The organism is Bacteroidota bacterium (assembly GCA_013696965.1).
GTDB lineage: Bacteria > Bacteroidota > Bacteroidia > JACCXN01 > JACCXN01 > JACCXN01.
Genome location: JACCXN010000020.1, coordinates 1 through 25,946 on the forward strand (window position 1 = coordinate 1; position 25,946 = coordinate 25,946).

Annotated in this window: 17 protein-coding genes; 12 read left to right on the forward strand and 5 right to left on the reverse strand. The window is 35.6% G+C overall.

Annotated features, from left to right (window positions below; translation table 11 throughout):
• From H0V01_03170 to H0V01_03195, 6 genes are all read left to right on the forward strand, one after another.
• The coding region (locus H0V01_03170) for a gliding motility-associated C-terminal domain-containing protein (GenBank protein MBA2582371.1) at positions 1 to 3,640 on the forward strand (3,640 nt) is incomplete at its 5' end.
• A gap of 271 nt (positions 3,641 to 3,911) precedes the next feature.
• Positions 3,912 to 4,829, forward strand: coding sequence for a type IX secretion system membrane protein PorP/SprF (locus H0V01_03175; GenBank protein ID MBA2582372.1), 918 nt, complete (start codon positions 3,912 to 3,914; stop codon positions 4,827 to 4,829).
• Positions 4,830 to 5,133: 304 nt separating this feature from the next.
• Positions 5,134 to 5,484 carry a hypothetical protein gene (locus H0V01_03180; protein ID MBA2582373.1) on the forward strand — a complete coding sequence of 117 codons (351 nt, stop codon included), beginning with the start codon at positions 5,134 to 5,136 and terminating at the stop codon, positions 5,482 to 5,484.
• Positions 5,485 to 5,589: 105 nt separating this feature from the next.
• The gene (locus tag H0V01_03185; protein ID MBA2582374.1) at positions 5,590 to 10,308 is read left to right on the forward strand and encodes a T9SS type A sorting domain-containing protein; all 4,719 of its coding nucleotides are present in this window, start codon (positions 5,590 to 5,592) and stop codon (positions 10,306 to 10,308) included.
• A gap of 102 nt (positions 10,309 to 10,410) precedes the next feature.
• Positions 10,411 to 10,977 (forward strand): gamma-glutamyl-gamma-aminobutyrate hydrolase family protein, encoded by a 567-nt coding sequence (locus H0V01_03190; GenBank protein ID MBA2582375.1) that lies wholly within the window; start codon positions 10,411 to 10,413, stop codon positions 10,975 to 10,977.
• Between the two features lie 110 nt (positions 10,978 to 11,087).
• A complete protein-coding gene (locus H0V01_03195) occupies positions 11,088 to 12,368 on the forward strand; it encodes a spore maturation protein (protein ID MBA2582376.1) in 1,281 nt (426 codons plus the stop codon).
• A 26-nt stretch (positions 12,369 to 12,394) separates the two neighbouring features.
• Here the strand turns inward: H0V01_03195 and alaS are convergent, their stop codons facing one another.
• Positions 12,395 to 15,010, reverse strand: a complete 2,616-nt coding sequence (gene alaS / locus H0V01_03200) for an alanine--tRNA ligase (protein MBA2582377.1) — start codon at positions 15,008 to 15,010, stop codon at positions 12,395 to 12,397.
• Between the two features lie 160 nt (positions 15,011 to 15,170).
• Between alaS and H0V01_03205 the strand changes: the two genes are divergently transcribed.
• Positions 15,171 to 16,142, forward strand: coding sequence for a M23 family metallopeptidase (locus H0V01_03205; GenBank protein ID MBA2582378.1), 972 nt, complete (start codon positions 15,171 to 15,173; stop codon positions 16,140 to 16,142).
• Between the two features lie 5 nt (positions 16,143 to 16,147).
• Positions 16,148 to 16,483 (forward strand): MerR family transcriptional regulator, encoded by a 336-nt coding sequence (locus H0V01_03210; protein ID MBA2582379.1) that lies wholly within the window; start codon positions 16,148 to 16,150, stop codon positions 16,481 to 16,483.
• 266 nt (positions 16,484 to 16,749) lie between these two features.
• Here the strand turns inward: H0V01_03210 and rfaD are convergent, their stop codons facing one another.
• Together rfaD and H0V01_03220 are read right to left on the reverse strand one after the other, a co-directional pair.
• Positions 16,750 to 17,715, reverse strand: a complete 966-nt coding sequence (gene rfaD / locus H0V01_03215) for an ADP-glyceromanno-heptose 6-epimerase (protein ID MBA2582380.1) — start codon at positions 17,713 to 17,715, stop codon at positions 16,750 to 16,752.
• On the reverse strand, positions 17,716 to 18,549 hold the full coding sequence (locus tag H0V01_03220; protein ID MBA2582381.1) for a 1,4-dihydroxy-6-naphthoate synthase: 834 nt from the start codon (positions 18,547 to 18,549) through the stop codon (positions 17,716 to 17,718).
• Positions 18,550 to 18,887: 338 nt separating this feature from the next.
• Here H0V01_03220 and H0V01_03225 point away from each other — a divergent pair, with 338 nt between their 5' ends.
• Complete coding sequence (locus tag H0V01_03225; GenBank protein MBA2582382.1) at positions 18,888 to 20,828, forward strand: T9SS type A sorting domain-containing protein; 1,941 nt, start codon at positions 18,888 to 18,890, stop codon at positions 20,826 to 20,828.
• Between the two features lie 72 nt (positions 20,829 to 20,900).
• On the opposite strand, the gene H0V01_03230 is transcribed toward H0V01_03225, so the two are convergent.
• Both H0V01_03230 and H0V01_03235 read right to left on the reverse strand, forming a co-directional pair.
• Positions 20,901 to 21,659, reverse strand: coding sequence for an ATP-binding cassette domain-containing protein (locus H0V01_03230; protein MBA2582383.1), 759 nt, complete (start codon positions 21,657 to 21,659; stop codon positions 20,901 to 20,903).
• Positions 21,656 to 22,396, reverse strand: coding sequence for an ABC transporter permease (locus H0V01_03235; GenBank protein ID MBA2582384.1), 741 nt, complete (start codon positions 22,394 to 22,396; stop codon positions 21,656 to 21,658). Before H0V01_03235 ends, H0V01_03230 begins: the two co-directional genes overlap by 4 nt.
• Positions 22,397 to 22,751: 355 nt before the next feature.
• Between H0V01_03235 and H0V01_03240 the strand changes: the two genes are divergently transcribed.
• The 3 genes from H0V01_03240 to H0V01_03250 all read left to right on the forward strand — a co-directional run bounded on the left by H0V01_03240 (position 22,752) and on the right by H0V01_03250 (position 25,831).
• Positions 22,752 to 22,994, forward strand: a complete 243-nt coding sequence (locus H0V01_03240) for a ferrous iron transport protein A (protein MBA2582385.1) — start codon at positions 22,752 to 22,754, stop codon at positions 22,992 to 22,994.
• A 69-nt stretch (positions 22,995 to 23,063) separates the two neighbouring features.
• Positions 23,064 to 25,169, forward strand: a complete 2,106-nt coding sequence (gene feoB / locus H0V01_03245; GenBank protein ID MBA2582386.1) for a ferrous iron transport protein B — start codon at positions 23,064 to 23,066, stop codon at positions 25,167 to 25,169.
• A gap of 8 nt (positions 25,170 to 25,177) precedes the next feature.
• Positions 25,178 to 25,831 (forward strand): SprT-like domain-containing protein, encoded by a 654-nt coding sequence (locus H0V01_03250; GenBank protein MBA2582387.1) that lies wholly within the window; start codon positions 25,178 to 25,180, stop codon positions 25,829 to 25,831.
• The last annotated feature ends 115 nt before the right edge of the window (positions 25,832 to 25,946 follow it).

The following is a 25,946-nucleotide window of genomic DNA, read 5'->3' on the forward strand; positions in this document are numbered from 1 at the left end:
CCCCTCAGTAAGCATTACTAGATCACCTTTGGGGGCAATTTGCGCTGGGACTTCTGTTACATTTACAGCAACCCCCACAAACGGTGGAACTACTCCTGTTTATCAATGGAAATTAAATGGGGCCAATGTGGGAACAAATTCTCCTACTTATACCAATGCTACCCTTATAAACGGAAATACTGTTTCCTGCGAGATGACATCGAATGCTGTTTGTGCCAGTCCAACAACAGTTGCATCTAATGTAATTACTATGACGGTGACACCAACTGTTACTCCCTCAGTAAGTATTGCACGTTCACCTTCAGGCACAATTTGCGCTGGAACTTCTGTTACATTTACAGCAACTCCAACAAATGGAGGAACTACTCCTGTTTATCAATGGAAATTAAACGGGGCCAATGTGGGAACAAATTCTCCTACTTATACCAATGCTACCCTTATAAACGGAAATACTGTTTCCTGCGAGATGACATCGAATGCTGTTTGTGCCAGTCCAGCAACAGTTACATCTAATGTAATTACTATGTCGGTTTCATTAACAGTTGCACCATCTGTAAGCATTTCTATGTCCCCGTCCGGAGAAATTTGTGCTGGAACTAACCTTACCTTCACAGCAACTCCAACAAATGGAGGAGTAAATCCAGGCTATCAATGGAAATTAAATGGAGCAAATGTGGGAACAAATTCTATAAATTATTCCAATTCTTCATTGGTCAGTGGTGATGTAATTCATTGTGAAATAACCTCAAGCTTAACATGTTCAAGTCCAGCAACTGCAAGTTCCAATACCATAACTATTACCATTTCTTCATCCATTACTCCTTCAGTTAGTATATCTCAAACACCAGCGGGGTCATTTTGCTCTGGCACTACCCTTAGCTTTACCGCAACACCTGCCAATGGGGGGTCTGTACCTTCTTATCAATGGTTATTAAACGGATCTAACGTAGGACCGAACTCAAGCACTTATTCTAGTTCTATGCTCAATGACGGGGATGTAATAAGTTGTATTATGACTTCTGAATTATCCTGCGCTAGTCCAACTGCAGCAACTTCTAATTCCATTACCATTACAGTTATTCCTAATGTTGTTCCTATTGTTAGTATTGCAGCATCACCTTCTGAGACAATATGTGAAGGAACTGCAGTTACATTTACAGCAACTTCTTCAAATGGTGGAACTAATCCTATATATCAGTGGAAATTAAACGGAATTAACGTGGGTACTAACTCTGCAACATATTTCAATTCTTCCCTTGTCAATGGAAATAGTATAAGCTGTGAAATAACATCTAACGCTGCATGTGCAAGTCCAACCAATGTTACTTCCAATACTGTGACCATGTCTGTAACCCCAACCGTTGTGCCTTCTGTAAATATTACTGCATCACCCTCAGAGACAATTTGCGAAGGGACTTCAGTTACCTTTACTGCCTTAGCATCTAATGGCGGTGCCGCACCGGATTACCAATGGAAACTAAATGGAGCAAATGTAGGAACAAATTCAAGTACTTATACCAATTCTACTTTACTTAATGGTGATGTACTTACTTGCCAAATGACTTCAAATGCCACTTGTGCGAATCCTCAAATGGCAACTTCAAATTCTATATCTATAACCGTAAGTCCAACTGCTGTTCCAACTGTAAGCATTGTAGCATCACCTACAGGAACAATTTGTGAGGGAACCACGGTTACTTTTACTGCAAGTGGAATAAACGAAGGCAACACTCCAATTTATCAGTGGAAATTAAACGGAAACAATGTTGGATCTAATTCTCCTATTTATACCAATGCAACACTATCCAACGGGAATACTATTACTTGCGAATTAACATCAAATGCTGCCTGTGCAAATCCAACAACTGTTTTTTCCAATAGTATTTCAATTACAGTAAGTCCAAGTGTTGTTCCTTCATTAAACATAAGCTCTTCGCAAACAGGTGTAATATGTAATGGAACCTCTGTTTCCTTTACTGCAAGCCCTGTTAATCAAGGAGCCTCTCCATTATATCAATGGACGTTAAACGGAACATTTGTTGGTACAAATTCAGCAACTTATTCAAATACATCTTTAAGTAATGGTGATGTTATTGTCTGCCAAATGACTTCAGATGCATCCTGTGCAAGCCCCTCCACTGTTACTTCCAATACAATAACTATTACAGCTAGTCCAAATGTTGTTCCCTCAGTAAATATTGTAGCCTCACCTTCAAGTGCAGTTTGCTTTGGAACTGCAGTTACCTTTATAGCTACCCCTACTAATGGAGGAGCAACACCAGTTTATCAATGGAAATTGAATGGTGTAAATGTAGGTACAAACGCTGCTTCTTATAGCAACTCGACATTGACAAATGGAAATATAATAAGTTGTGAAATAATATCAAATGCTCCCTGTGCAAGTCCAACAATGGCTAATTCCAATGTTATTTCCATGTCCATATCCAACATTAGTTTAATCACTACAACTTTTAATGCTTCCTGTTTTGGTTCGAGCAATGGAAATGCATCAGTAAGTGCAAACGGAGGACAAGCTCCTTATACTTTTTTATGGAATGATGCATCATCTCAAACAACAAATACAGCAAGTGCTCTGACTGCGGGCAATTACACGGTTATCGTTACAGATAACAACGGATGTGTTCAAACTTCAGAAGTTATAATTACTCAACCTGCTCCAATTAATTTAACTGTAACATCAGTTAGTAGTAAATGCGGTCAAAACAATGGAAGTGCTACTGTTCTTGCTTTGGGAGGAACGGGCATTTACACCTATTTATGGAACGATCCACTTAATCAAAGCACATCCACTGCAAATGCCTTAGCAGAAGGAATTTATACTGTAACTGTAATGGATGGCAATAACTGCTCTAAATCTACCGGAGTTCAAATTGACAATATTAGCACTATGGAACTAACAGTAGATATTAGCAGTGTTACTTGTTTTGGCGCAAACAATGGATCAGCTACTGTGAATGTAAGTGGCCCGGGTGGAATAACTTCTCCTTACTCTTATTTATGGAATGATTCATTATCTCAAACAACTCCTATTGCCTCCAATTTGACTGCCGGCACTTATAAAGCAACCGTTACAGACAATGGAGGTTGTTCACAATCAATATCTGTAATTATTCATGAGCCTTTAGCACTTTTAAATGCCACAACCAGTGTTAATACTAGTTGTGGTGATAACAAGGGGGAAATATCTCTTGAAACATCGGGTGGAATTGCACCCTATACATATCTGTGGAGTAATATGCAAACCACCAAGCAAATTTCACAGTTATTGGCAGGGGATTACACGGTTCTTACCAAAGATGCCAATAATTGCTCAAGAACGGATGCTGTGCTAGTTTCAGATAGTGTAACTGAAGATTGTTTATTCATTCCTAATGCTTTTTCACCAAATGGCGATGGGAACCATGATTTATGGGTAATTGGCAACAGTGACATTTATTCTCAAATTTCCGTAGAAATATACAACAGATGGGGAAACAAGGTATATGCATCAGATAATTATGCAAATGACTGGGATGGAATTAGAAATGGTGAAAAGCTTCCTGGAGGAGTTTACTTTTATACAATTAATTTAAATAATGGCCAAAAACCCATTTCAGGTTCATTAACATTGTTACACTAATTAATATTAATATGATTTTTTTGCTATGATAAAGCATGCATCAAACCATACTTACACTATTGATTATTACATGACATATGGATAAACAGGGAAAACAATAAAAAAACGAATAAATTAAAAATTATGAAATAGCCATGAAGCGAACTTTGCACAAACAGCAATGAATACAACATGGCTATCCCGATAAATCGGGATGACAATTAAAAAACAAATGCTGTAGCATTCATGAGTTCCTTAGAGGAATTATTAAAAACGAATAAATTATATACATATGAAAAAAACGATAGGTTTTATTGTATCCATTTCATTGATGGGTTGCTTTACTTTATCTGCGCAACAGTTACCTCTTATAAGCCAGTACGTGCAAAATGATTTTGTATTAAACCCTGCCATTGCAGGCAATAAGGATTATGCTCCCATTCGAACTTCAATACGGAATCAATGGGCCGGGTTAGAAGGAAACCCTAACTCGCAAACATTAAGTTTTCATAGTGCAATGAAGAACCCAAAAGTCGGAATAGGCGCTTTCCTATTTAATGATAAAATCGGGCCAATCTCCCAAACAGGCATAAGTGCCTCTTATGCATATCATCTTAAATTATCCAATGAGTCAAAATTATCCTTTGGGTTATCCGGCTTGCTCTCGATTCATCAATTAAATACAAATCAACTTAAATTTGATCAGCAAAACAATACAGACAATGTGCTAACTACAGGGGATTTCAAGGCTTATTATCCTAATTTTAGTTTTGGAACTTATTATACAGGAAAAAATTATTATGTAGGCTTATCCATACCTGAATTAATTCAAACCAAAATATCAAACTCCAAGGATTATTTTATAATTCAACAGGCCAGGCATTATTATTTAACGGGTGGATATAAATTCAAGTTGAATGAAAACTATACTGTTTTACCATCCTTTCTAATAAGATATGTAAGTGCCGCACCAATTGGAATTGATATTAATGCCTCTTTTGAAGCTTTTGAAAAATTCAATTTCGGTATTTCATATAGAAAAGCTGACGCAATTGTGCCTTTTTTCGGATTCAGAATTAAAGAAACTTACATTTTGTGTTACTCCTATGACATTACAATGAGCGGATTAAACAAACATACCAGGGGTTCCCATGAAATAACATTGGGATATAATTTACATCGTAAAAAATCAAATGCAAGCATTCAATAGTTGTGCATTTTAAAAAACTGTATAAATTCCTTAACTTAATAGTTGAAATTTTAATGCAATATTGAATGTATTGGTTATTTACCAAATAAAAGCAGGAATTTGATCAAAATCCAAATGAAAAAACAAATTAAATTAGTGACCTTTTTATATTGATACTTTCTGTTAGGCAGTACTATTGGTGATTACAGATTATTAAAGGCGATTTACAATTATTTACCCTTATAAAGAGCCTAGCCTTATTTTGTTTTTTTTGCAAAAAAGACTATTATTGTACTAGGGAAACTTTTAAATACAAGAATAAAGGATGGGAAATATTTACATAAAATCAGCTCTATTAATTTGCTTTTTACTTATCGCTAATTTATGCAAAAGCCAATCTAACGAGCTGAAAGAAACAAGCACTAGTTTTATACATGAAAAATCGAATACATTCCAATACATTTTAACGGGGTTAAAAACACCTTCAGATGCAGGGGATTTAGAAAGCATTTTCAAGACACGTCCAGGAATTTATGATGTTAAAGTAATTCTTTCTACACATACAATAATTATCTACAGTGAGCAAAAAATGCAGGAGACAGATATAAAAGAAATATTAAAATTTGCAGGGAAAGAAATTATTGGTAGTGAAAAAGAGTTGTCAAAATATTATTGAATGGCATATCTATTTTCTTGTGTCTTTTAGGAGAAAATCAAGTATAAATAAGAATACTAATTACGGGAAAAGATTTTTTCTTTTTAAAATACTTTAAGAACTTTTATGATGAGAATATTTCTATTTTTTTGTTTTGGATTCTTTTTTTTAACCAGTTTTGCTCAGGATTATAATATGCCAGCTGGCACAACAAATACATGTTCCGGCAATTTTTATGATAGTGGGGGCTCTGCGGGCTCTTATGGTAATAATGAATCAAAAACCACTACTTTTTGTTCTAATGCGGGGAATTGCGTCAGAGTAATATTTTCTTCCATTGCACTTTCTAACAATGATGTTTTAAAAATATATGATGGCCCAAACACCACCTCAACATTACTTGGCACATACACTAACACAACAACTAGCCCAGGGACAATTACTTCATCGAATGGTTGTTTAACCTTTGAATTCACCTCAAACAATAGCGGAATTAATAATGGATGGGCGGCAGCAATTTCATGTGTTGCTTGTCCCGTATTAAATTACAATATGCCAACAGGAACAACAAATACTTGTTCTGGTAATTTTTATGATAATGGAGGTTCTGGAGGGAGCTATACCAATAGTCAAAATAACACAACAACATTTTGTTCAAATGCTGGCAATTGCACACAAGTCACTTTTTCATCTTTTAATACCGAGAACAACTATGACATTCTTTCAATTTATGATGGACCCAATACTTCTTCTACTCTAATTGGATCATATAGCGGCTCTAATTCACCCGGAACAATAACCTCAACAAGTGGTTGTCTTACTTTTAGATTTGTTTCTGATGGATCTGTTACTTATACAGGATGGGAAGCCTCCCTTTCATGTGTAATTTGCCCTCCACCTCCAGTTCCACCTGCGAATGATGAGTGCACAGGTGCAGTAACCCTTGTTTCCAATACAACTTGCTCAAATACATCGGGTACTATTACCTTAGCAACTGCATCTTCACAGGCAAATACATGTGGAGGAACAGCCAATAATGATGTATGGTTTAAATTTGTTGCCACAGCAACAACACAAAACATAACAATTTCAAATGTTGCAGGATCTACCACAGATTTATATCATTCGGTTTATGGTGGCACATGTGCCAGTATTGGTGCTCCTCTTGTTTGTAGTGATCCCAACAGCAGTACAGTAACAGGTTTAACAATAGGAAATACATATTATGTCAGGGTTTTTTCCTGGGGTAGTGTAACAGCAAATGCAACTTTTGATATCTGTATAACAGGTTGCTCCAGTGGTGCAGCCAATGACGATTGCGCTGGAGCTATTACCTTAACCATGAATACTTTTGGGTCTTGTGCTTCAACTTCCTCTGGAAACGTAAGTTGCGCTTCTCCTTCTGGAACAAGCTCAGGAGCTTGCTTTGGAACCCCAAATGATGATATCTGGTTTAAATTTGTAGCTACCGCTAGCGCTCATACTTTAACCTTAACAACTTCTTCAGGATTTGATGCTTATATGCAATTGTATTCAGGCACCTGTGCTTCATTAACTTCCATTCAATGTTCGGATCCAAACACTTTTAATGCTTCCGGTTTAGTAATTGGTCAAACTTATTTTGTAAGAGTTTATTCTTATTATTCAAGCGCAATTACAAATGGAAGCTTAACGCTTTGTGTTGCTGAACCTCCTTCATGTCCAGCTAATTTGGGTTCGGGAAATATAACCATTGCCTCTTTGCCTTATAATGGAACAGGGCAAACCACCTGCGGAGCGGGTAATGAAATTACAGCCAGCAATGCTATAACCTGTGGAAGCGATTATTACTTAGGAGATGCAGATAAAGTTTACATTTTTACTCCCTCAAGTTCAGGTCAGGTAACGGTAACCTTAAACTCTACCCAAAGCTGGACTTCAGCTACCCTTTATGAGGGTTGCCCTTTTTCTGGTTCTTGTGTTGCATTTGTTCAAACCTCAAGTTCAGGCTCAAAAAACTTTTGTACCAGTGTTGTTTCAGGAACAACTTATTACCTGGTTATTGATGGCTGGGGTACATCAGGGGCTTGTATTTCAAGTTATACACTTAACATTACAGCCCCTTCATCAGGAGTGGCCAATGATTTGCCCTGTAATGCTACTTCATTAGCCTTAGGAGCTGCATCAAGCGGCACCAATTTCTGTACTTCAGGTGCTGGAGAACCTGCTGCCGCATCCTGCTGGACAAGTGGGAATTTAAATACCGTTTGGTATTCATTTGTTTCACCAGCCTCAGGTACTGTATATATTGAGGCTACCCCTTCAACTATCACTTCTAACCAGATTGCTTTGTATTCAGGAACCTGTAGTTCATTAACACTTGTTTTCTGTAATCAATATCCTGGTACAGGATGTAGTGGCACAACAGGAACCAATTCAATAATAAACGCAACAGGGTTAACTCCAGGAGCTACTTATTATATAAGAGTAGATGGAAGAAACGATAATACAGGAACATTTTCCATACTTGTTGACAATGGAAGCTCATCCGGAACCTCACCAGTACCAGGGCAAGACTGCCTTTCTCCACAAGTGGTTTGTAGTTCTGTAATGACAATTGGGAACCCTGGCTATGCCAATACCGGTAATATTTGTGATTTTACTGGAACAGGGAATTGTACAGGAGGAGAAAAAAATTCCGTATGGTATCAGGTTAATATTTCGAGCACAGGTAATTTCAACTTTACTATAAAGCCTAATGATGCGGCAAATGCTTCTTGCGGTGCAGAAACTGATTACGATTTTCTTCTTTGGAAAATATCAGGATCAGGTACCACAACCAATTGCAATACAATTTCTTCTTCAAGTGGTACAGCATTATTGGCTTGTAATTACAATAGTTATGGCGTAACTGGTGTTGCCCCTGGAGGGAACGCTCCGGCTCCTTATAACACATGTTTTGATGGGGCTTTTGAGCCTACGGTTTCGGTTACTGCAGGGGATGTTTTGTATTTAGTTATTCAGAATTTCTCAAGTAGTACCCAAGGATTTACCCTTGACATGACAAGCTCAGGATCAGGTGTTGTAAATTATACTGCACCTCCTACAGTTTATTGGACTGGTGGAGCAAATACTACCTGGACCAATGCTACTAATTGGGGTGGTTGTGCAACATATCCAATTTGTGGAATAAATGCGGTTATAACAGCAGCCTCCACAACTCAGCCGATTATTACAGGAACAGAAAATGTGAAAGATATAACCATTAACCAAGGCTCTACTCTTACATTGGGCGCTAATGCAATTCTAAACGTATGTGGGAATTTCACAAACAATGGAACATTAATTTGTGATCCCACTTCAACCATTAGATTTAATAATGGATCTGTAATTCATAACATAAGCGGTAGTTTAACAGGTGGAAATAAGTTAGGCCATTTGGTAATTGATAAAACAGGAGGAAGCGTAATTTTGAATAACAGTATTGATATTGGAGGCAACTTCACCACCTCAAATGCCACAAGTATTTTTAATTCAAATGAGGAATATGTTAAAATTGCTGGAAATTTTATTAACAACAGAGGAAATACAACTTATGTAAATACTGGATCTTCCGGAATTTTAGAATTCAATGGATCACAGGCACAGACTTACAATCAAGGTTCTCTTCAACTTGATTTGAATAATGTAATTATGAATCATACAAGCACAGGACTTACTTTGTTAACCAATATGCATGTAAAAGCTAACTCTGGAACATTAGTCCTAACTCTTGGTAAAATTATTACAAATGCATTTGAAGTGAATGTAGCAAATACAACACCCACTTCAGTAAGCACAGGAAACAGTAGTAGTTATGTTGAGGGTAATTTAAGAAGATCTTTACTTTCGGTAGGTTCTTATGACTTCCCTGTTGGTTTTTCAACAAAGGGTTATCAAAGAGCAAATGTTAATTTTACTGCTTCAACAAGTATAGGCAATTTACTGGCAAGGTTTGATCCTTGGGCAACTACTCCACCTACCCAGGGAGGAACAGAATGCGCAACAACCTACGATCAACCTTCAGAAAACAATGGATACTGGACAATTACTGCAAATGCAAATGCTGCCACAGGAATTTACAATTTGACTCTTTATCAAACAAGTGCAACAAATACCACAGGAATGGCTGCATGGACTGTTATTAAAAACCCTTCTATTGCTTCTGGGACCTGGTCCTTGAATGGAACTTGCGATCCTAGTTCAACTGCTGCTATTGTAAAAAGAAATAGCATGAGTGGCTTTTCAGTATTTGGTATAGCGCAGGCTTTAACTCCTCTTCCTATTCAATTATTAAGTTTTACAGGTAAAAACCAAGGAAAGGCTAATATTTTAGAATGGATAACTGCTTCTGAAATCAACAATGATTATTTCACAATTGAAAAATCTGATGATTCAAACAATTTTGAAGAAATGGCTATTATTGATGGTTCAGGAAACAGCAGGGATCTTATAAAATATGACCAGTATGATCACAACCCTTATAATGGAACAACCTATTACCGTTTAAAACAAACAGACTTTGACGGAAAATTTGAATATTCCGATATAGTGGCTGTAGAATCTACTAAAGATGATGAAATATTTACTGTTTTTCCAAACCCTGTGGCAAACACTGCCAATGTTTCTTTTCATGGTTACCAAACGGATGAAGTGGTTTTAAATATAATGGATGCAACTGGACGTTTAGTTTTAACCAAAAAGGCAATTTCACAAAAGGGGATGAATACAGTTAAAATAGATACAAGTAATTTAACAAGAGGAATTTATTTCGTTACTCTTATAACAAATAATGAAGTTTTAAAAACTAAGTTTATGAAAGAGTAGTTATCCTTAAGTAATTGCCCCTATAAACTCATTCTGAGTTTCACTAAAATCATTATAAAAAAGTCGTTCCTATTTAAGAGCGACTTTTTTTTATATTTACAAATGATTTATATTATAGATTGTGGAAGTAAAAAAACACCTGCAATAGTGCATGTGGTGGAAGAATTTGGGTATCAGGTAAAGGTGATTTCCATAGACCATATCCCTTCCAAATTCCCGGATGAAGCCAAAGCAGTTATAGTAAGCGGTTCTCCTGTATTACTGTCAAAAGTTGAAACCCGCGCGTTGATCGAAAAATTCCATTTCCTTAACAATGAAGAATTTCCTGTGCTTGGTATTTGTTTTGGCCACCAAATAATAGGATTGCATTTTGGAGCCTCAGTATTCCTGGGAAATCCTGTTAGGAAATCAGTAAAAATTGAAGTTCTGATTAAAGATGCTCTTTTCGAAAACATACCTGAAAATCCTGTATTTCTTCAAGATCATACTGAAGGCATTAGCTTACCGGAAAATTTTGTTCATATAGCTAAATCCAGGGAATACCAAGTGGAAGCCATGAGACATACCCACAAAAATATTTATGGTGTACAATTCCATCCTGAAGTTTCACCAGAAAACGGAAGAATACTAATAGGAAATTTTTTAAGATTAATACCTAATCTGCTTTAGTTTATGAACCTTATTTTAAATATTCAAAGTCATAAAAAATCATAATATTTGTATCAGAATTAAAACATTGAATTTAATTTAAAATTACAAGGGCTAATCCACTACTATATATGGCACTCAATTACATCTGGCTTGGCTTTTTCCTAATTGCATTTGTTGTAGCTTTAGTAAGACTACTGGGGTATTATTACCGTGAGAACATTGCTGAAATCACAGGAATTATTTTTGACAAAGCAGATGAACAAGTATTTACCGCTATTGTTGAAAGCACATTTAAAATGGCAGAAACAGGAGTTACAATTTCCATTTTCCTAATAGGAGTAATGACTCTTTGGTTGGGAATAATGCGCATAGGTGAGGCTGGTGGAGCAATTCATATTCTATCCAGATTTATTTCTCCCTTTTTCAGAAAATTGTTTCCGGAACTACCGGAAAATCATCCGGCAGGAGGTTCAATGCTGATGAATTTTTCTGCAAACATGCTTGGTCTTGACAATGCTGCCACTCCCCTTGGTTTAAAGGCTATGAACGAATTGCAGGAAATAAACCCCCAAAAAGATACTGCTTCGAATGCCCAAATAATGTTCCTTGTGCTCAACACCTCCGGATTAACTGTAATTCCTGTTAGTGTAATGGCCCTAAGGGCAGCAGGAGGGGCCGCCAATCCTTCTGATGTTTTTTTGCCTATTTTGCTTGCTACTTATTTTTCCACCCTTGCCGGTTTAATTGCTGTTGCTATTTATCAAAAAATAAATCTTTTTAATGCAGTTGTAATAAGTTATATAGGATCAATCACAGTTGTTATTGGAATAATTATCTGGTATTTCAGTACGCTTCCTGCAGAGGATGTTGGAAGAGCATCAGGAATTGTAGGCAACCTGTTACTTTTTTTAATAATCACCGGTTTTTTAACAATGGCTGCCAGAAAAAAGATTAATGTTTTTGAAACATTTATTGATGGGGCCAAGGATGGTTTTAATATCGCAGTTAAAATTATTCCATATCTTGTTGGTATGCTTGTGGCTATTGGCGTTTTTAGGGCATCAGGCGCGCTTGATTTCCTGGTAGATTCTATTGCAGCCCTGGTAAGTTTGACAGGCCTGGACACACGATTTGTTGATGCTTTGCCAACCGCATTTATGAAACCTTTAAGCGGAAGTGGTGCCAGAGGAATGATGGTGGAAACCATGGCGACCCATGGTGCTGATTCCTTTGCAGGAAAGCTAGCTTCGGTTTTTCAAGGTTCTACAGAAACTACCTTTTATACTTTAGCCGTTTACTTTGGCTCAGTAGGAATCCGAAAAAGTCGTTATGCAGTTACCTGTGGCTTAATTGCTGATTTTGCCGGTATTACTGCTGCTATTTTTATTGCTTATATGTTTTTTGGTTAACGCTCTCTTAAAAGGCTTTCTTTTCCCTAAACTAATATTTTCCCAGCCTTTTCAAGAGCAGAATTTATTCCTGCAGGATTGTTTCCTCCAGCCGTTGCATAAAAAGCCTGTCCTCCTCCTCCCCCTTGTATTTCTTTAGCAAGTTCACGAATTATGGAGCCTGCATTAAATCCTTTTTCCTTTACTAAATTATCAGCAATCATAACTGTAATGTTTGGTTTGCCTTTAATAATTGAACCTGCTACAAAAAACAAATTTTCCACCTCGCCTCTTAATTGAAAAGCAAGATCCTTAATGGCATCAGCTGAATCAATATCCACAGTTTCTATTATGGAATTTACACCATTTATTAACTGGATTTTGTTTTTCAATTCAGTTTTCAGGGCTTTTATTTTTTCCCTTATCAGAACTTCTATCTGGGCAGTTAAATCAGCATTTTGCTGTATGAGGTTTTCAGTGCTTTTTAAAACATCATTCGTTTTCAAAACATCCCTTAGATTATTAAGCAGAGATAATTCTGAATTTATAAGAGCTTCTGCTTTATCTGCTGTAAGGGCTTCAATTCTCCTGATTCCTGCAGCCACTGCACCTTCTGAAACAATTTTAAACAAACCTATTTGCCCTGTTGCAGAAACATGAGTACCACCACAAAGTTCAATGGAATAATCTTTGTCAAAAGTAACCACACGCACTGTATCGCCATATTTTTCGCCAAAAAGAGCCATAGCTCCCATTTCCCTTGCTTTATCAATTGGCACAACTTGTACGTTCAAGGCTATATTATCCCTAATCTTTTCATTAACAATCTTTTCAATTTCAGCTATTTGTTCATCCGTTACTTTAGAAAAATGAGAGAAATCAAACCTTAAGTTTTCTTCATTTACCAATGAACCTTTTTGCTCAACATGGGTCCCTATTACCTTTCTTAATGCCGCATGTAAAAGATGGGTAGCCGAATGATTGTTTTCAATAAGAGTTCTTTTCTTTTTATCAACAACAGCCTGGAAAGAGCCCAATAAATTTTCAGGCATTTTTTCTGCATAATGAACAATTACACCATTCTCTTTTTTAGTGTCAACAATATTGATGGTTGTATTGTCCTCTGTTCTTTTGAGTATTCCAGTATCGCCAATCTGTCCACCACTTTCAGAATAAAAAGGAGTTTGATTTAGCACCAATTGGTATTGTTCTTTCCCTTTTGATTTCACTGTGCGGTATCTGAGTATTTCAACAGGGGAATTCAACAACTCATAACCCACAAATTGAGTTTCCCTTCCTGGTTTTAATTCTATCCAATCACCTGTGTCCATGCTTGTTGCAGCTCTGGATCGGTCTTTTTGCTTTTGAAGTGCCTGATTGAATTCTTCCATTTCCACTTGCACCTTATTTTCTCTGGCAAGTAGCTGGGTTAAATCAACTGGAAACCCATAAGTATCGTATAATTCGAAAGCAAATTGACCATCAATATTTCCGGGTGTTTTAGATATGTATTCTTGGAACCTGACAATACCTTTATCGAGTGTTCTTAGAAATGAAATTTCCTCTTCCTGGATCACCTTTTTTATTAATGCCCTCTGAGAAATAAGCTCCGGAAATTCAACACCCATTTTTTCACTTAAAATATCAGTAAGCTCAAAAATAAATGGTTCTTTAAAATCCAAAAAACTATATCCATATCTAACAGCCCTTCTTAATATCCTTCGGATAACATATCCGGCACCTGTATTGGAAGGAAGCTGCCCATCAGCGATGGCAAAAGCAATAGCACGTAAATGATCGGCAATAACACGCATAGCAACATCCGGTTTTGCATCACTACTTGAATAATTAATTCCTGATTTAGCGGATAAGAATTTAATGTAATCCTGAAAAACATCGGTATCGTAATTTGATTTTTTTCCTTGTATTACCATGCAAAGCCTTTCAAAACCCATCCCTGTATCTACATGCTTTGCAGGAAGTTTTTCCAGGGAATTATCCGCTTTCCTGTTAAATTCCATAAAAACCAGGTTCCATATTTCTATAACCTGGGGATGGTCATTGTTAACTAAAGTTTTTCCATCAATGAGTCTTTTTTGAGCTTCATCTCTAATATCAACATGGATTTCCGAACAAGGCCCACAAGGCCCAGTATCGCCCATTTCCCAAAAGTTATCCTTTTTACTGCCATTAATAATTCTTTCCGGGGAAATATGTTTTTTCCAAAAATCATAAGCATCCTGATCGAAAGGCAGCCCATCCTCTTTGCTTCCTTCAAAAACAGTGATATAGATATTGTCTTTGGATATTTTATAAACCTCGGTTAATAGCTCCCAGGCCCAGTCAATTGCTTCCTTTTTAAAATAATCACCAAAAGACCAGTTTCCTAACATCTCAAACATGGTGTGATGGTAGGTATCTACCCCAACTTCTTCCAGATCATTGTGTTTCCCTGAAACCCTAAGGCATTTTTGAGTATCAGCAACACGTGGAAATTTTATTGGTGCATTTCCTAAAAACAAGTCCTTAAACTGGTTCATTCCTGCATTTGTAAACATCAAAGTGGGGTCGTTTTTTACCACCATTGGGGCAGATGCTACTATATTATGCTCTTTACTTTTAAAGAACTCCAGAAATGACTTTCTTATCTGATTTGAATCCATTTTTATCTTTTTCTTTCTATAAAACGCTTGAAAACACTATTAAATTCGGTTGCAAAAATAGATTTTTTAATTAACTTTGGCTCTGCTCCAATAAAAATAGGCACAAACAGTGCACTGTAAATAACAGGAAAAGCAAAATTAATTAAAAGTACCAAAGAAAATGTCGAAAATCAAGTACCGTTTCGATACCAAATCACTCACTTATCAAAGGGCAAATTTAAGCACCAAAGACCTTCTGCTTAAATTATTTTCCTATTTAGCAACTGGACTTGTTTTTTCTACCGTTGTAATTCTTTTTGCATATAAATTCCTTGATTCTCCTAAAGAAAAAAAACTAGAGCGCGATAACAAGCAATTGCTGCTTCAATATGAATTGTTAAATAAAAGAATCGCTCTTATTTCCTCTGTTTTAGAAGACATTCAACACAGGGATGACAATGTATACCGTGTAATTTTTGAGGCTGAACCAATTTCTGATAATATTCGAAAAGCAGGATTTGGAGGAGTAAATAGATATGTTGATTTAGAAGGATATACAAATGCTGATTTAATTATTGAAGCATCGAAAAAACTGGATAAAATATCCAAACAATTATACATCCAAAGTAAGTCCTTTGATGATGTTTTTAAAATGGCAAAAAACAAAACTGAAATGCTTGCCTCCATTCCAGCCATTCAACCTATTTCAAATAAAGATCTTAGAAGGCTTGCATCTGGTTTTGGCTATCGTACCCATCCGATTTACAAAATTCAGCATTTACATACAGGACTTGACTTTTCGGCTCCCACAGGAACTGAAATTTATGCTACCGGAAACGGAGTGATAGTTAGCGCTGACAGTGAAAGCAGAGGATATGGCAACAATGTTGTTATTGATCATGGCTATGGATATCAAACTTTATACGCACACATGAGTACCTTCGCTGTAAAGCCAAGGCAAAAAGTAAAACGCGGTGATGTTATTGGCTATGTAGGCAGTACCGGTACATCCACAGCCCCCCACGTACATTATGAGGTTATAAAAAACGGACAAAAAATAAATCCAATTAACTTCTTCTTCAATGATCTTACACCTGAAGAATTCCATCATATTATTGAAATATCAACACAGTCTAACCAATCCTTTGATTAAAGCCAATGCCGTACATAGAAAAAGAAATTGAAAAATTATATTATACTATTGGTGAGGTTTCAGAAATGTTCAAGGTTAACACTTCCTTAATAAGGTTTTGGGAAAAAGAATTTGAAATAATAAAGCCCCATAAAAACAACAAAGGAAACAGGCTTTTTACCAATACTGACATTTCCAATTTTCACGTTATTTTCCATCTGGTAAAAGAAAGAGGCTTTACCCTGCAAGGGGCAAAAACAAAATTAAAAGAAAATCAAAAAGATACGGTTGACTCAATTGAAATTATCAAAAGTTTAAATAAAGTAAAGCTTTTCTTGCTTGATGTAAAGAAGGAATTGTAATTTGCTTTATTTGCAACTAATCTCTTTCAGCCCTTTAAAAGCTAATTTAATTTCTGCAAGTGTAGCTGAAAGCTACACGGCAATTGGGCGTAGTTGAAAACTACGCCAAGCGCTAGTGCTACCTTAGTCGCTGGCAGAAAAGCAAAAGTCTTTTTTTTCATTTTTAAAAAAAATCAATTTTTACCGCTGGGCGTAGTTTTTAACTACGACCGAAAATTCAGGTAGCTTTCAGCTACTCTTGCAGTGTTTTTTAAATCGAACTCAGATTAATAATATTTTCCTTCTTTTAGATAATTGGATACATAATCTTCAATTCCCTCTTCAAGTGATGTAAAGGGTTGATGGTATCCCGCAGCAGCTAATTTTGCCATATTCGCTTTTGTAAAATATTGATATTTATCTCTAATATCCAAAGGTGTATCAACAAATTCGATTTCCGGCTCCTTTTTAAGTGCTGCAAAGGTGGCTTTAACAAGGTCCAGAAAACTTCTTTCTTTGCCTGTTCCCACATTATACAAGCCACACCAGGGACGAAAATTCATCAGGAATAAACATATGTCAACAAGATCTTTTACATAAATGAAATCCCTTAGCTGCCCACCATCCGTATAGTCTGGGTTATGGGAACGAAAAAGTTTAACTTTTCCTGACTCATTAATTTGATTAAAAGCGTGCATTATAACCGAGGCCATTCTGCCTTTATGATATTCATTGGGGCCATACACATTGAAAAATTTCATTCCTGCCCAAAATGGAGGGGTTATATGTTGTTCTAAAACCCACTTGTCGAAATCATTTTTAGATTCTCCATAAGGATTAAGAGGCTTTAAGGCCGATACAATTTCATGGCTGTCATCATAACCAAATTCACCTAGCCCATAAGTAGCTGCTGAAGATGCATAAACAAAGGGAATATGGTATTTAGTACACAAATTCCACAAGTCTTTGCTGTAATTAACATTCAATGAATCGAAAATATTTTTATCTAATTCCGTTGTATTGGTGCGTGCTCCAAGGTGAAATACAAATTTTATTTTACTATGGTTATCCTCAAGCCAACTATTCAAAACCATCCTATCCACTTTAAGCAAATAATTATTGTTGGAATAATTAAGACTCTTTTCCGGATTGCTAAAATCATCAGCAATTACAATATCTTTAAATCCTTCCTTATTTAACCTGCTTAATAAGCAACTTGCAATAAAACCTGCAGCTCCTGTAATTACTATCATTTATGTTAAAAATAAATTATTTGAAATAACTGGAATAATATTTTTTTCTTTGGCTTTGTCAAATAAGAGTTCAATTGCTTTTTTCCCTTCAATTCCTAAATTTAAAGAAAATTTATTTACATACAGATTAATATGGTCATAAATTACTTTTTCGTTTATTTCCTGCGCATTAAATTTAATGAAATCATACCCGGATAAAGGATTTGCCATTGCATAGGAAACACTTTGTTTTAAAACCTTGTTTATTTTATGTTTAATTTCATGTGGCAGACTTCTTTTTACTGCTATTCCCCCAAGTGGAATTGGCGCGCCTGATAAAGACTCCCAATACTCTCCCAAATCAATTACCTTATGTAATCCTTTTTGAAGATAGGTAAACCTACTCTCATGAATAATTAATCCTGCATCCACGCTGCCATTTATAACAGCATCTTCAATTTCAGAAAAAAGCATTTCAATTTTATTTTCCGCATCTTCCAGTGCAAGGTTAAGCAAAAAATTAGCTGTGGTTAATTTTCCGGGAATGGCTATTTTTTTATTTTTAAAAAAAGAAAGTTCTTTACCCGGCTCTTTTGAAATAAGTATAGGACCGCAATTATTTCCCAAAGCACTTCCTGAATCAAGCAATTCATATTTTTCAGTTAAAAATGCAAAGGCATGAAAACTGAGTTTAATAATATCTGTATCCCCATTAAATGCTTTCTTATTCAGCTTTTCCACATCGGCCATTTCCAGGTCGAAACTTAATCCATGGGTATCTATCTTTTGATGCAGCATAGCGTCAAAAATAAATGTATCATTTGGGCAGGGAGAACAAGCAAGGCTTAATTTCATTTTTTTTTAAGGACTTTAAAATTTTATCACTTTCATCAGGCAAAAATAAGAATAACAAACTGCTATTTTCTTTTCTATTTTGTGTTGTTCACCTAAATTAAGAAAAAAATGAATTCTTATTAATCCATCAAATTAAAATAAATTTCATGGAAAACAATTTTCCAAAGCTTTAATGACTATTGAAAAAACTCCTAAAAAATTGATAAGGCATCAGTCCATCGTACCTCTTTTAACTTTTCGCATTTTTGCAAACTTCCTGATTTTAAATCACATAGTCAAACATAGATGAAGTGAATTATTTTTATCCTTATATTTATATCTTAACCTAATTATGAAACATGAAAAAAACATACTTATTACTCGTATTTGGAATAATCAGTATTTCAACTTACGCCCAGCGTGTTACAAACTATCACTTGTTTACCAAGAACCTTCTACCAGAACTGGCTGAATTAGAAGAAAAACCAGTAAAACTGACAGAAACGATAAATGCATCAAGGGCAATGTTTGACACCATTTATTACGATGATTTCAGGAATGGGCTGGCAGGAACCAATGGGGCGTGGACAGCAAATGCTGTAGCTGCCTTTTGCAATTGGAAACATACCACATTGCCTCCTCGAGGTCAATATTCAACAACTATTGGAACCTTGAATTCTACTTCAAAAGACAATGGTTATATGATATTGGATGGAGATTCTGCCAATACTCCTCAATCTTGGTTTGGATCGGGTCAACTTCCTGGCTCAATGGGGACAAATTCAAACGTTGTTAATGCATACCTTGAAAGCCCCATAATTAATTTTTCTGATTATCCTGGTGTAATTCTAACTTTTCAGCATGCTTTCAGATATTGCTGTTCAAATGCAAATATAGTTTTGGAGCTAGAGGTAAGCAATGATGGAGGAAGTACATGGACTACTTTTAATTTAAGGGATCAAATTAATGCTAATACTCCTACAACAAATGCTTTAACAAAATCAATTAACATTTCTGCTGTTGCAGGAAATCAAGCCAACGTTAAACTAAGATTTCATAAAACTGGAGCAAGCCATTATTATTGGATGATTGATGATGTTTTACTTACGGAGGCACCGGAAAATGATATGGTACTTGAACGTCCTTATATCGATTTGGCAGGAAGGTCAGGATATTATCATCAAACCCCAATTGGCAATGTTAGCCCTGCTTCATTTTACGGGGCAGTTTTTAATAATGGCAACGCGGTTCAAAATGATGTGAAACTGAATGTTGAAATAAGTGATTCAACAGGCGGAATTGAATACAACAAAACCAATATAGGGAAAATATTGAATACCCTGCAAAGAGATACTTTGGAAATTATAAGTCCAGACACATTCACACCTTTAAAAACCGGTGCGTATACAGCTGTTTTCAATACCCTTCAGACTGAAATTGATGAAGTTCCCTCAAATAATGTTAGAACATTAAATTTCGCAATTAGCGATACTGTATTTGCAAGAGACAACGGACTTGGTAATTCACAAGTGGGGCCAAGTAGTTATGTGGGGGGAAATGTAGATGCAGCAATGATTGGTGTTCTTTATGAAATAACTTCTTTAGCAGAGTTAACCTCCATGAGTGTGTTTATTCATGCTAATACAGCTAATGAAACAGCTATTATCGGCAGGGTGTTCAGTTACGATCATATTGCAGATACTGTAAAAAATCAGCTTATGGAAACTGAAATCTATGATGTCCTTGATACTACCAGTAAAGGCAAATGGGTTAGTCTTGAATTTAAAGACAAAAATGGCATTGTGGACATGATTGACTCAGGGAAAACAGTTTTAGTTGCTATTCAGGTTTATGGGATAGATGTTGCAACAAGTAAATATGTTTTTACCAGGAATGATATTACAACCTACCATAACGGCTGGTTGGTTTCCCGCACCTTCTTTGCCAATTCCTGGGGATGGAATAGCAGTACTCCCTGGATAAGACTTAATGTTGCATTTAGTGATGTAGGAATTAATGAAACTTCAAAAACAGATTCTGGAATTAAACTTTTTCAGAACCAACCAAACCCCGCACAGGATCACACAGCAATTTCTTATGTAATAAAGGATTTTGCAAATGTGAAACTTAAAGTATATAACATGACAGGTAGAGAAGTATTAAATGTAAATGATGGACCCAAATCACCTGGAAGCCATACTATCAATTTAAATACTGCTTCTCTTTCCGGTGGAGTTTATTATTATACTTTAACCGCAGGAGACAAGAATACCACAAAAAAAATGATTGTTATCAAATAAAAAACCAGGTAACTAATTAAGCAAAAAAAAACCGGAAAATTTTCCGGTTTTTTTTTGCTTAAATGATATAAATTAAATTCTTCCGCCTTCTTTAAGTTTTTTCATGAACTTGGAAGCATAAACAAAATCATTTATTTCCAAATTATCCGTGTGCAGAATATCTTCTTTATTTCCTTTCCACCAAATTTCTCCTTTATACAGGAAATTTATGTAATCCCCAATTTCAATAACTGAATTCATATCATGGGTAATTACAATGGTGGTCATGTTGTATTCCTGGGTGAGTTCTGCTATTAAATTATCTATAATAATTGCAGTAGTTGGGTCGAGGCCGGAATTAGGTTCATCGCAGAAAAGGTATTTTGGATTCATTGAAATTGCCCTGGCAATAGCAACTCTTTTTTGCATCCCACCGCTTAATTCAGCGGGAAACAATTTCTTTGAATTTATCAGATTTACTCTTTCCAGGCAAAAATCCGCCCTGTCCTGCTGTTCGGCAATAGTCATAGTGGTGAACATTGAAAGGGGAAATTTTACATTCTCCTCAACAGTCATATAATCAAAAAGAGCCCCGCCCTGAAAGAGCATTCCCAGTTCTTTCCTTATTTCTTTTTTTTCATTTAAAGGCATGTTCAGAAAATCGCTGCCCTCAAAAAGCACATTCCCTTGATCAACATCATGCAATCCTACCAGGCATTTCAACAAAACTGTTTTGCCTGATCCGCTCTGACCAATAATTACATTAACATTTCCTTTTATAAATTGAATATTGATATTCTTAAGCACTGGAGTGCCATTGAACGATTTTATTAGATTTTTAACCTCTATCATACAAGCAAAATTTGTGTAATGAGGAAGTTGAACAGCAATATAACAATGCTGCTGTAAACTACGGCTTTTGTACTGGAAACACCCACTTCCAAAGCTCCACCTCTTGTGAAATAACCATGGTAAGCAGAAACAGAAGTAATGATAAATGCAAATACAACAGTTTTTATTAAAGCATAATTAATGTGATAAGGCTTAAACTGGTACTGGATTCCATAAATATATTCATAGGAGCTAACTACTCCGGTAAGTACACCAAAAACCCATCCTCCAAAAATACCAAGGAACATACTCAATATTATAAGAAATGGATTAATAAAAACAGCGGCTAAAATTTTAGGCAGTATTAAATAACCAGAGGAATTAATACCCATAATTTCAAGGGCGTCAATTTGCTCTGTAACTCTCATTGTTCCTATTTCAGAGGCGATATTAGAGCCAACCTTTCCTGCTAATATCAAACTTACTATTGTAGGGGAAAACTCAAGGATTATGGAATCCCTGGCGGCAAAACCCACTGCATATAAAGGAATCCAGGGATTATCGAAACCAACCGCAGACTGAATTGTAATTACTGCGCCCATAAAAATGGAAATAATGGCCACAATACTAAAAGATCCAATTCCCAGGGAATCAATTTCTTTAAGGGTTTGCCACCAATAAACCTTAAAATTTTCAGGTTTACTGAAAGCTCTCCAAATTAAATGATAATACCTGCCTACGTGAAAAAATAGCTTCATTTAAAAAATATTCAACAATTGCTCAAATATCTTAATTCATTGGGGATTAAAAAAATTTAAAAATATCTATTCTAACAATACGTTGTGTTAAAATAAAAATAACGATTAACTTTTTTACTAATTATGCCCTTGTTACTTTTACCTTTTTCAATAAAACATGATTTTACAAAAGATATATAAACGCTGTTTTTTACTTGTTCTTGCAGCTTTAATAACCTTATCTTCGGGTTGTTCTTTGTTAAGGAAAAAGAATCGTTGCAATGATTGTCCAAAATGGAGCAATTTGTTAAGCAACAATAAGAATTGTATATAATAATTGCTTACTTTTGCCTTATTAAGAATTAATCTAAATAAAATGAACAATTGGCGTAAGCTTTCTGATCTCAAAATAGGTGAATCTGCTGTTATTGAAGAATTTTCCGATGATTTTCTTTCTCTTAAATTTTTGGAAATGGGTTGCCTTCCTGGTGAATCAATCACACTGGAAAGAATTGCACCCATGGGAGACCCGATAATTGTAAATGTATCCGGTTACTTAATGACTATGAGAAAATCAGAAGCCAAAACTATACTGGTTTCCTATTTAGGATCAGCATAAATAATGTTATAAAATTTGCCCGTGCCAATTGCTGCTGATAAAAATACACTTGCCCTAAAACATAATGCAATTTCATCCAAACCAGTTAAAATTGCACTTGCTGGCAATCCAAACAGTGGAAAAACAACCCTGTTTAATTCCTTAACAGGATTAAATCAAAAAATTGGAAATTTCCCGGGAGTAACCGTGGATAAAAAAACGGGTAAATGCATTTTGCCCAATGGAAGGGAAGCGATATTAACAGATCTTCCTGGCACTTATAGCCTGTATCCAAAATCAATTGATGAATCCGTTACGCATAAAGTGTTGTGCAATCCTGCCGATAGTGACTTTCCTGACATAATAGTGGTTGTTGCAGACGGGTCTAACTTAAAAAGAAACTTACTTCTAGCTACCCAAATTATTGATCTTAAGATTCCATGCATACTGGTTCTTAATATGATGGATTTGGTTTTAAAACAAAAGAAACAGATAAATATTGAATGTTTATCTCAAAAGCTGGGAATCAAGGTAATTTCAATGAATGCCAGGGAAAGTAAAGGGATTCTTGATTTAAAAACAGCAGTTCAAGAACCATTGGAAAAACCTGCATTTTCAATTTATGATATTCAGTTATCCTCTCCCGATTTTTCATCTGATATTAACGCCTTATTTAAAAACTCAACTAATTCAGCATACAGCAATTACCAGTTGGCCTGTAATTTTAAATTAAGTGAGGAAAAAGAACATGAATCGGATATAAAAACAATTGCTGAAATTATTCACAAACACAGTTTCAATGAAAAGCAGCACCAGAATGATGAGACTTTAATACGATACAAGTTTATTTCTGACCTTCTGTTCAACTGTAGTTCATCAGAACATTTGGTTGAACAAAACAATTTTACCTCAAAAGCAGATAAAATACTTACGCATAAAATAGGGGGGTTTTTAATCTTTGTGGGTATAATGTTCCTGATTTTTCAGACAATTTTCAATCTTTCGGTTTATCCTATGCAATTTATTGAGTGGAGCTTTATTCAGTTGTCCATTTCTGTATCTTCCTTAATGCCTCCAGGGATTTTAAACAGCTTGATTGTAGATGGCGTAATTGCAGGACTAAGTGGAATAATGATCTTCATACCTCAAATTGCATTTCTTTTTGCATTTATAGGAATAATGGAGGACACGGGTTATATGGCAAGAGTGAGTTTTATTATGGACAGGCTCATGCGAAAATTTGGTTTAAATGGAAAATCTGTTATTCCCCTTCTAAGTGGAACTGCCTGTGCCATTCCTGCTATTATGGCAACCCGAACAATAGGAAACTGGAAAGAAAGAATGATTACAATTATGGTTGTCCCTCTTATTAGCTGTTCGGCCAGGATTCCCGTTTATACCCTTTTGATTTCCCTTGTAATTCCTTCAAGTAAATTGTTAGGGATTTTCAACCTTCAAGGGATTGCACTATTAATTTTATATTTAATTGGATTTGCAGGGGCAATAGCAGCAGCATTTGTGTTTAAACTAATTCTTAAATCAAAAGAACGCAGTATTTTTATTATGGAAATGCCTGTTTATCGTGCTCCACGATGGTCATCCATAGGATTAACTATTTTTGAAAAAACAAAAACATTCGTATTTGAAGCAGGAAAAGTAATTATTGCAATTTCCATTATTCTTTGGGGGTTATCTTCTTATGGCCCCTCTGATGATTTTGCAAAAATTGAACAGAAATACAAGAAAAATCCCAACGCAACTGAAGTTGAAGAAAAAATGGCATCCGATAAACTTGAGGCTTCGTATGCAGGAAGATTTGGAAAAGCAATTGAACCGGCAATCAAACCCTTGGGTTTTGATTGGAAAATAGGCATTGCCCTTATTACCTCTTTTGCAGCCAGGGAAGTATTTGTAGGAACGATGGCAACAATTTACAGTGTTGGTGATCCTGACAATACTTCCTCAATCCGTAAAAAAATGTCAGCTGACACGAATACAATTACAGGTAAAAAGACCTATAGCCGAGCAACAGGTATTTCTTTAATGGTGTTTTTTGCCTTTGCATTGCAATGCATGAGTACTTTGGCTGTAACCCTAAGAGAAACAAAACATTGGAAATGGCCCCTATATCAGTTTCTTTTTATGGGAGCAATGGCCTATGTGGCAAGTTTTATCGTTTTTAATTTATTTAAATAAATTAGTAAATGCAGGTATTAATGGATTTTGGTGATTATTCTGATTTGGAGCTGCACTACAGGCAACTTCTCTTACCTTATGTTCCCCAGGAAACTATTTTTTATTTATGCAGATATTTTTCACAAAAGCCTGTTGAAGTACAGATTACCAGGAGCAGAAAAACCAAGTTTGGCGATTTCAGGCCTTCTTTAAATGAAAAATTGAATAAAATAACCATTAATAAAGATTTAAATCCTTATTCATTTATTATTACCCTTATCCATGAGGCTGCTCACCTTGAATGTTGGTTAAAACATAAAAACAAAATTAAGCCCCATGGAAAAGAATGGAAAATGAACTTCAAAACACTCATGGAACCCTATATTAAACTTGAAATTTTTCCTGTTGATGTTGTTTCTGCCCTTAATAATTACCTTGTTAATCCTGCTGCTTCGAGTTGTTCTGATATGGCCCTGATGAAAGCATTAAAAGCGTTTAACCCGGTTAGGGATGATGTTTTTTTTCTTGAAGATATTCCCGAAAACACAATCTTTATGCTTAACAACAACCGTATTTTTCAAAAAGGTGTTAAAAGAAGAAAACTATTTAAGTGTAAGGACTTGAAAAATAAAAGATTTTATCTTATCAATCCTTTATGTGAGGTAAAACCAATAAATAATTAATAGCGAAACAGGCTGTTATTAACCCTGTTTTACTATTTTTGCTTAAAATAAAAAACAAGCTAATTTACTGAAACAATGAATCAGAATTTGACAGAAAAAACCCCAGCTAATTTAA

Coding starts and splice junctions, on each gene's coding strand:
- H0V01_03225 (MBA2582382.1), top strand. CDS start 18,888: ATGAAAAAAACATACTTATTACTCGTATTTGGAATAATCAGTATTTCA.
- rfaD (MBA2582380.1), bottom strand. CDS start 17,715: ATGATAGTAATTACAGGAGCTGCAGGTTTTATTGCAAGTTGCTTATTA.
- H0V01_03190 (MBA2582375.1), top strand. CDS start 10,411: ATGATTTATATTATAGATTGTGGAAGTAAAAAAACACCTGCAATAGTG.
- H0V01_03220 (MBA2582381.1), bottom strand. CDS start 18,549: ATGAAATTAAGCCTTGCTTGTTCTCCCTGCCCAAATGATACATTTATT.
- H0V01_03185 (MBA2582374.1), top strand. CDS start 5,590: ATGATGAGAATATTTCTATTTTTTTGTTTTGGATTCTTTTTTTTAACC.
- H0V01_03210 (MBA2582379.1), top strand. CDS start 16,148: ATGCCGTACATAGAAAAAGAAATTGAAAAATTATATTATACTATTGGT.
- H0V01_03205 (MBA2582378.1), top strand. CDS start 15,171: ATGTCGAAAATCAAGTACCGTTTCGATACCAAATCACTCACTTATCAA.
- H0V01_03180 (MBA2582373.1), top strand. CDS start 5,134: ATGGGAAATATTTACATAAAATCAGCTCTATTAATTTGCTTTTTACTT.
- H0V01_03175 (MBA2582372.1), top strand. CDS start 3,912: ATGAAAAAAACGATAGGTTTTATTGTATCCATTTCATTGATGGGTTGC.
- alaS (MBA2582377.1), bottom strand. CDS start 15,010: ATGGATTCAAATCAGATAAGAAAGTCATTTCTGGAGTTCTTTAAAAGT.
- H0V01_03195 (MBA2582376.1), top strand. CDS start 11,088: ATGGCACTCAATTACATCTGGCTTGGCTTTTTCCTAATTGCATTTGTT.
- H0V01_03230 (MBA2582383.1), bottom strand. CDS start 21,659: ATGATAGAGGTTAAAAATCTAATAAAATCGTTCAATGGCACTCCAGTG.
- H0V01_03250 (MBA2582387.1), top strand. CDS start 25,178: ATGCAGGTATTAATGGATTTTGGTGATTATTCTGATTTGGAGCTGCAC.
- H0V01_03235 (MBA2582384.1), bottom strand. CDS start 22,396: ATGAAGCTATTTTTTCACGTAGGCAGGTATTATCATTTAATTTGGAGA.
- H0V01_03240 (MBA2582385.1), top strand. CDS start 22,752: ATGAACAATTGGCGTAAGCTTTCTGATCTCAAAATAGGTGAATCTGCT.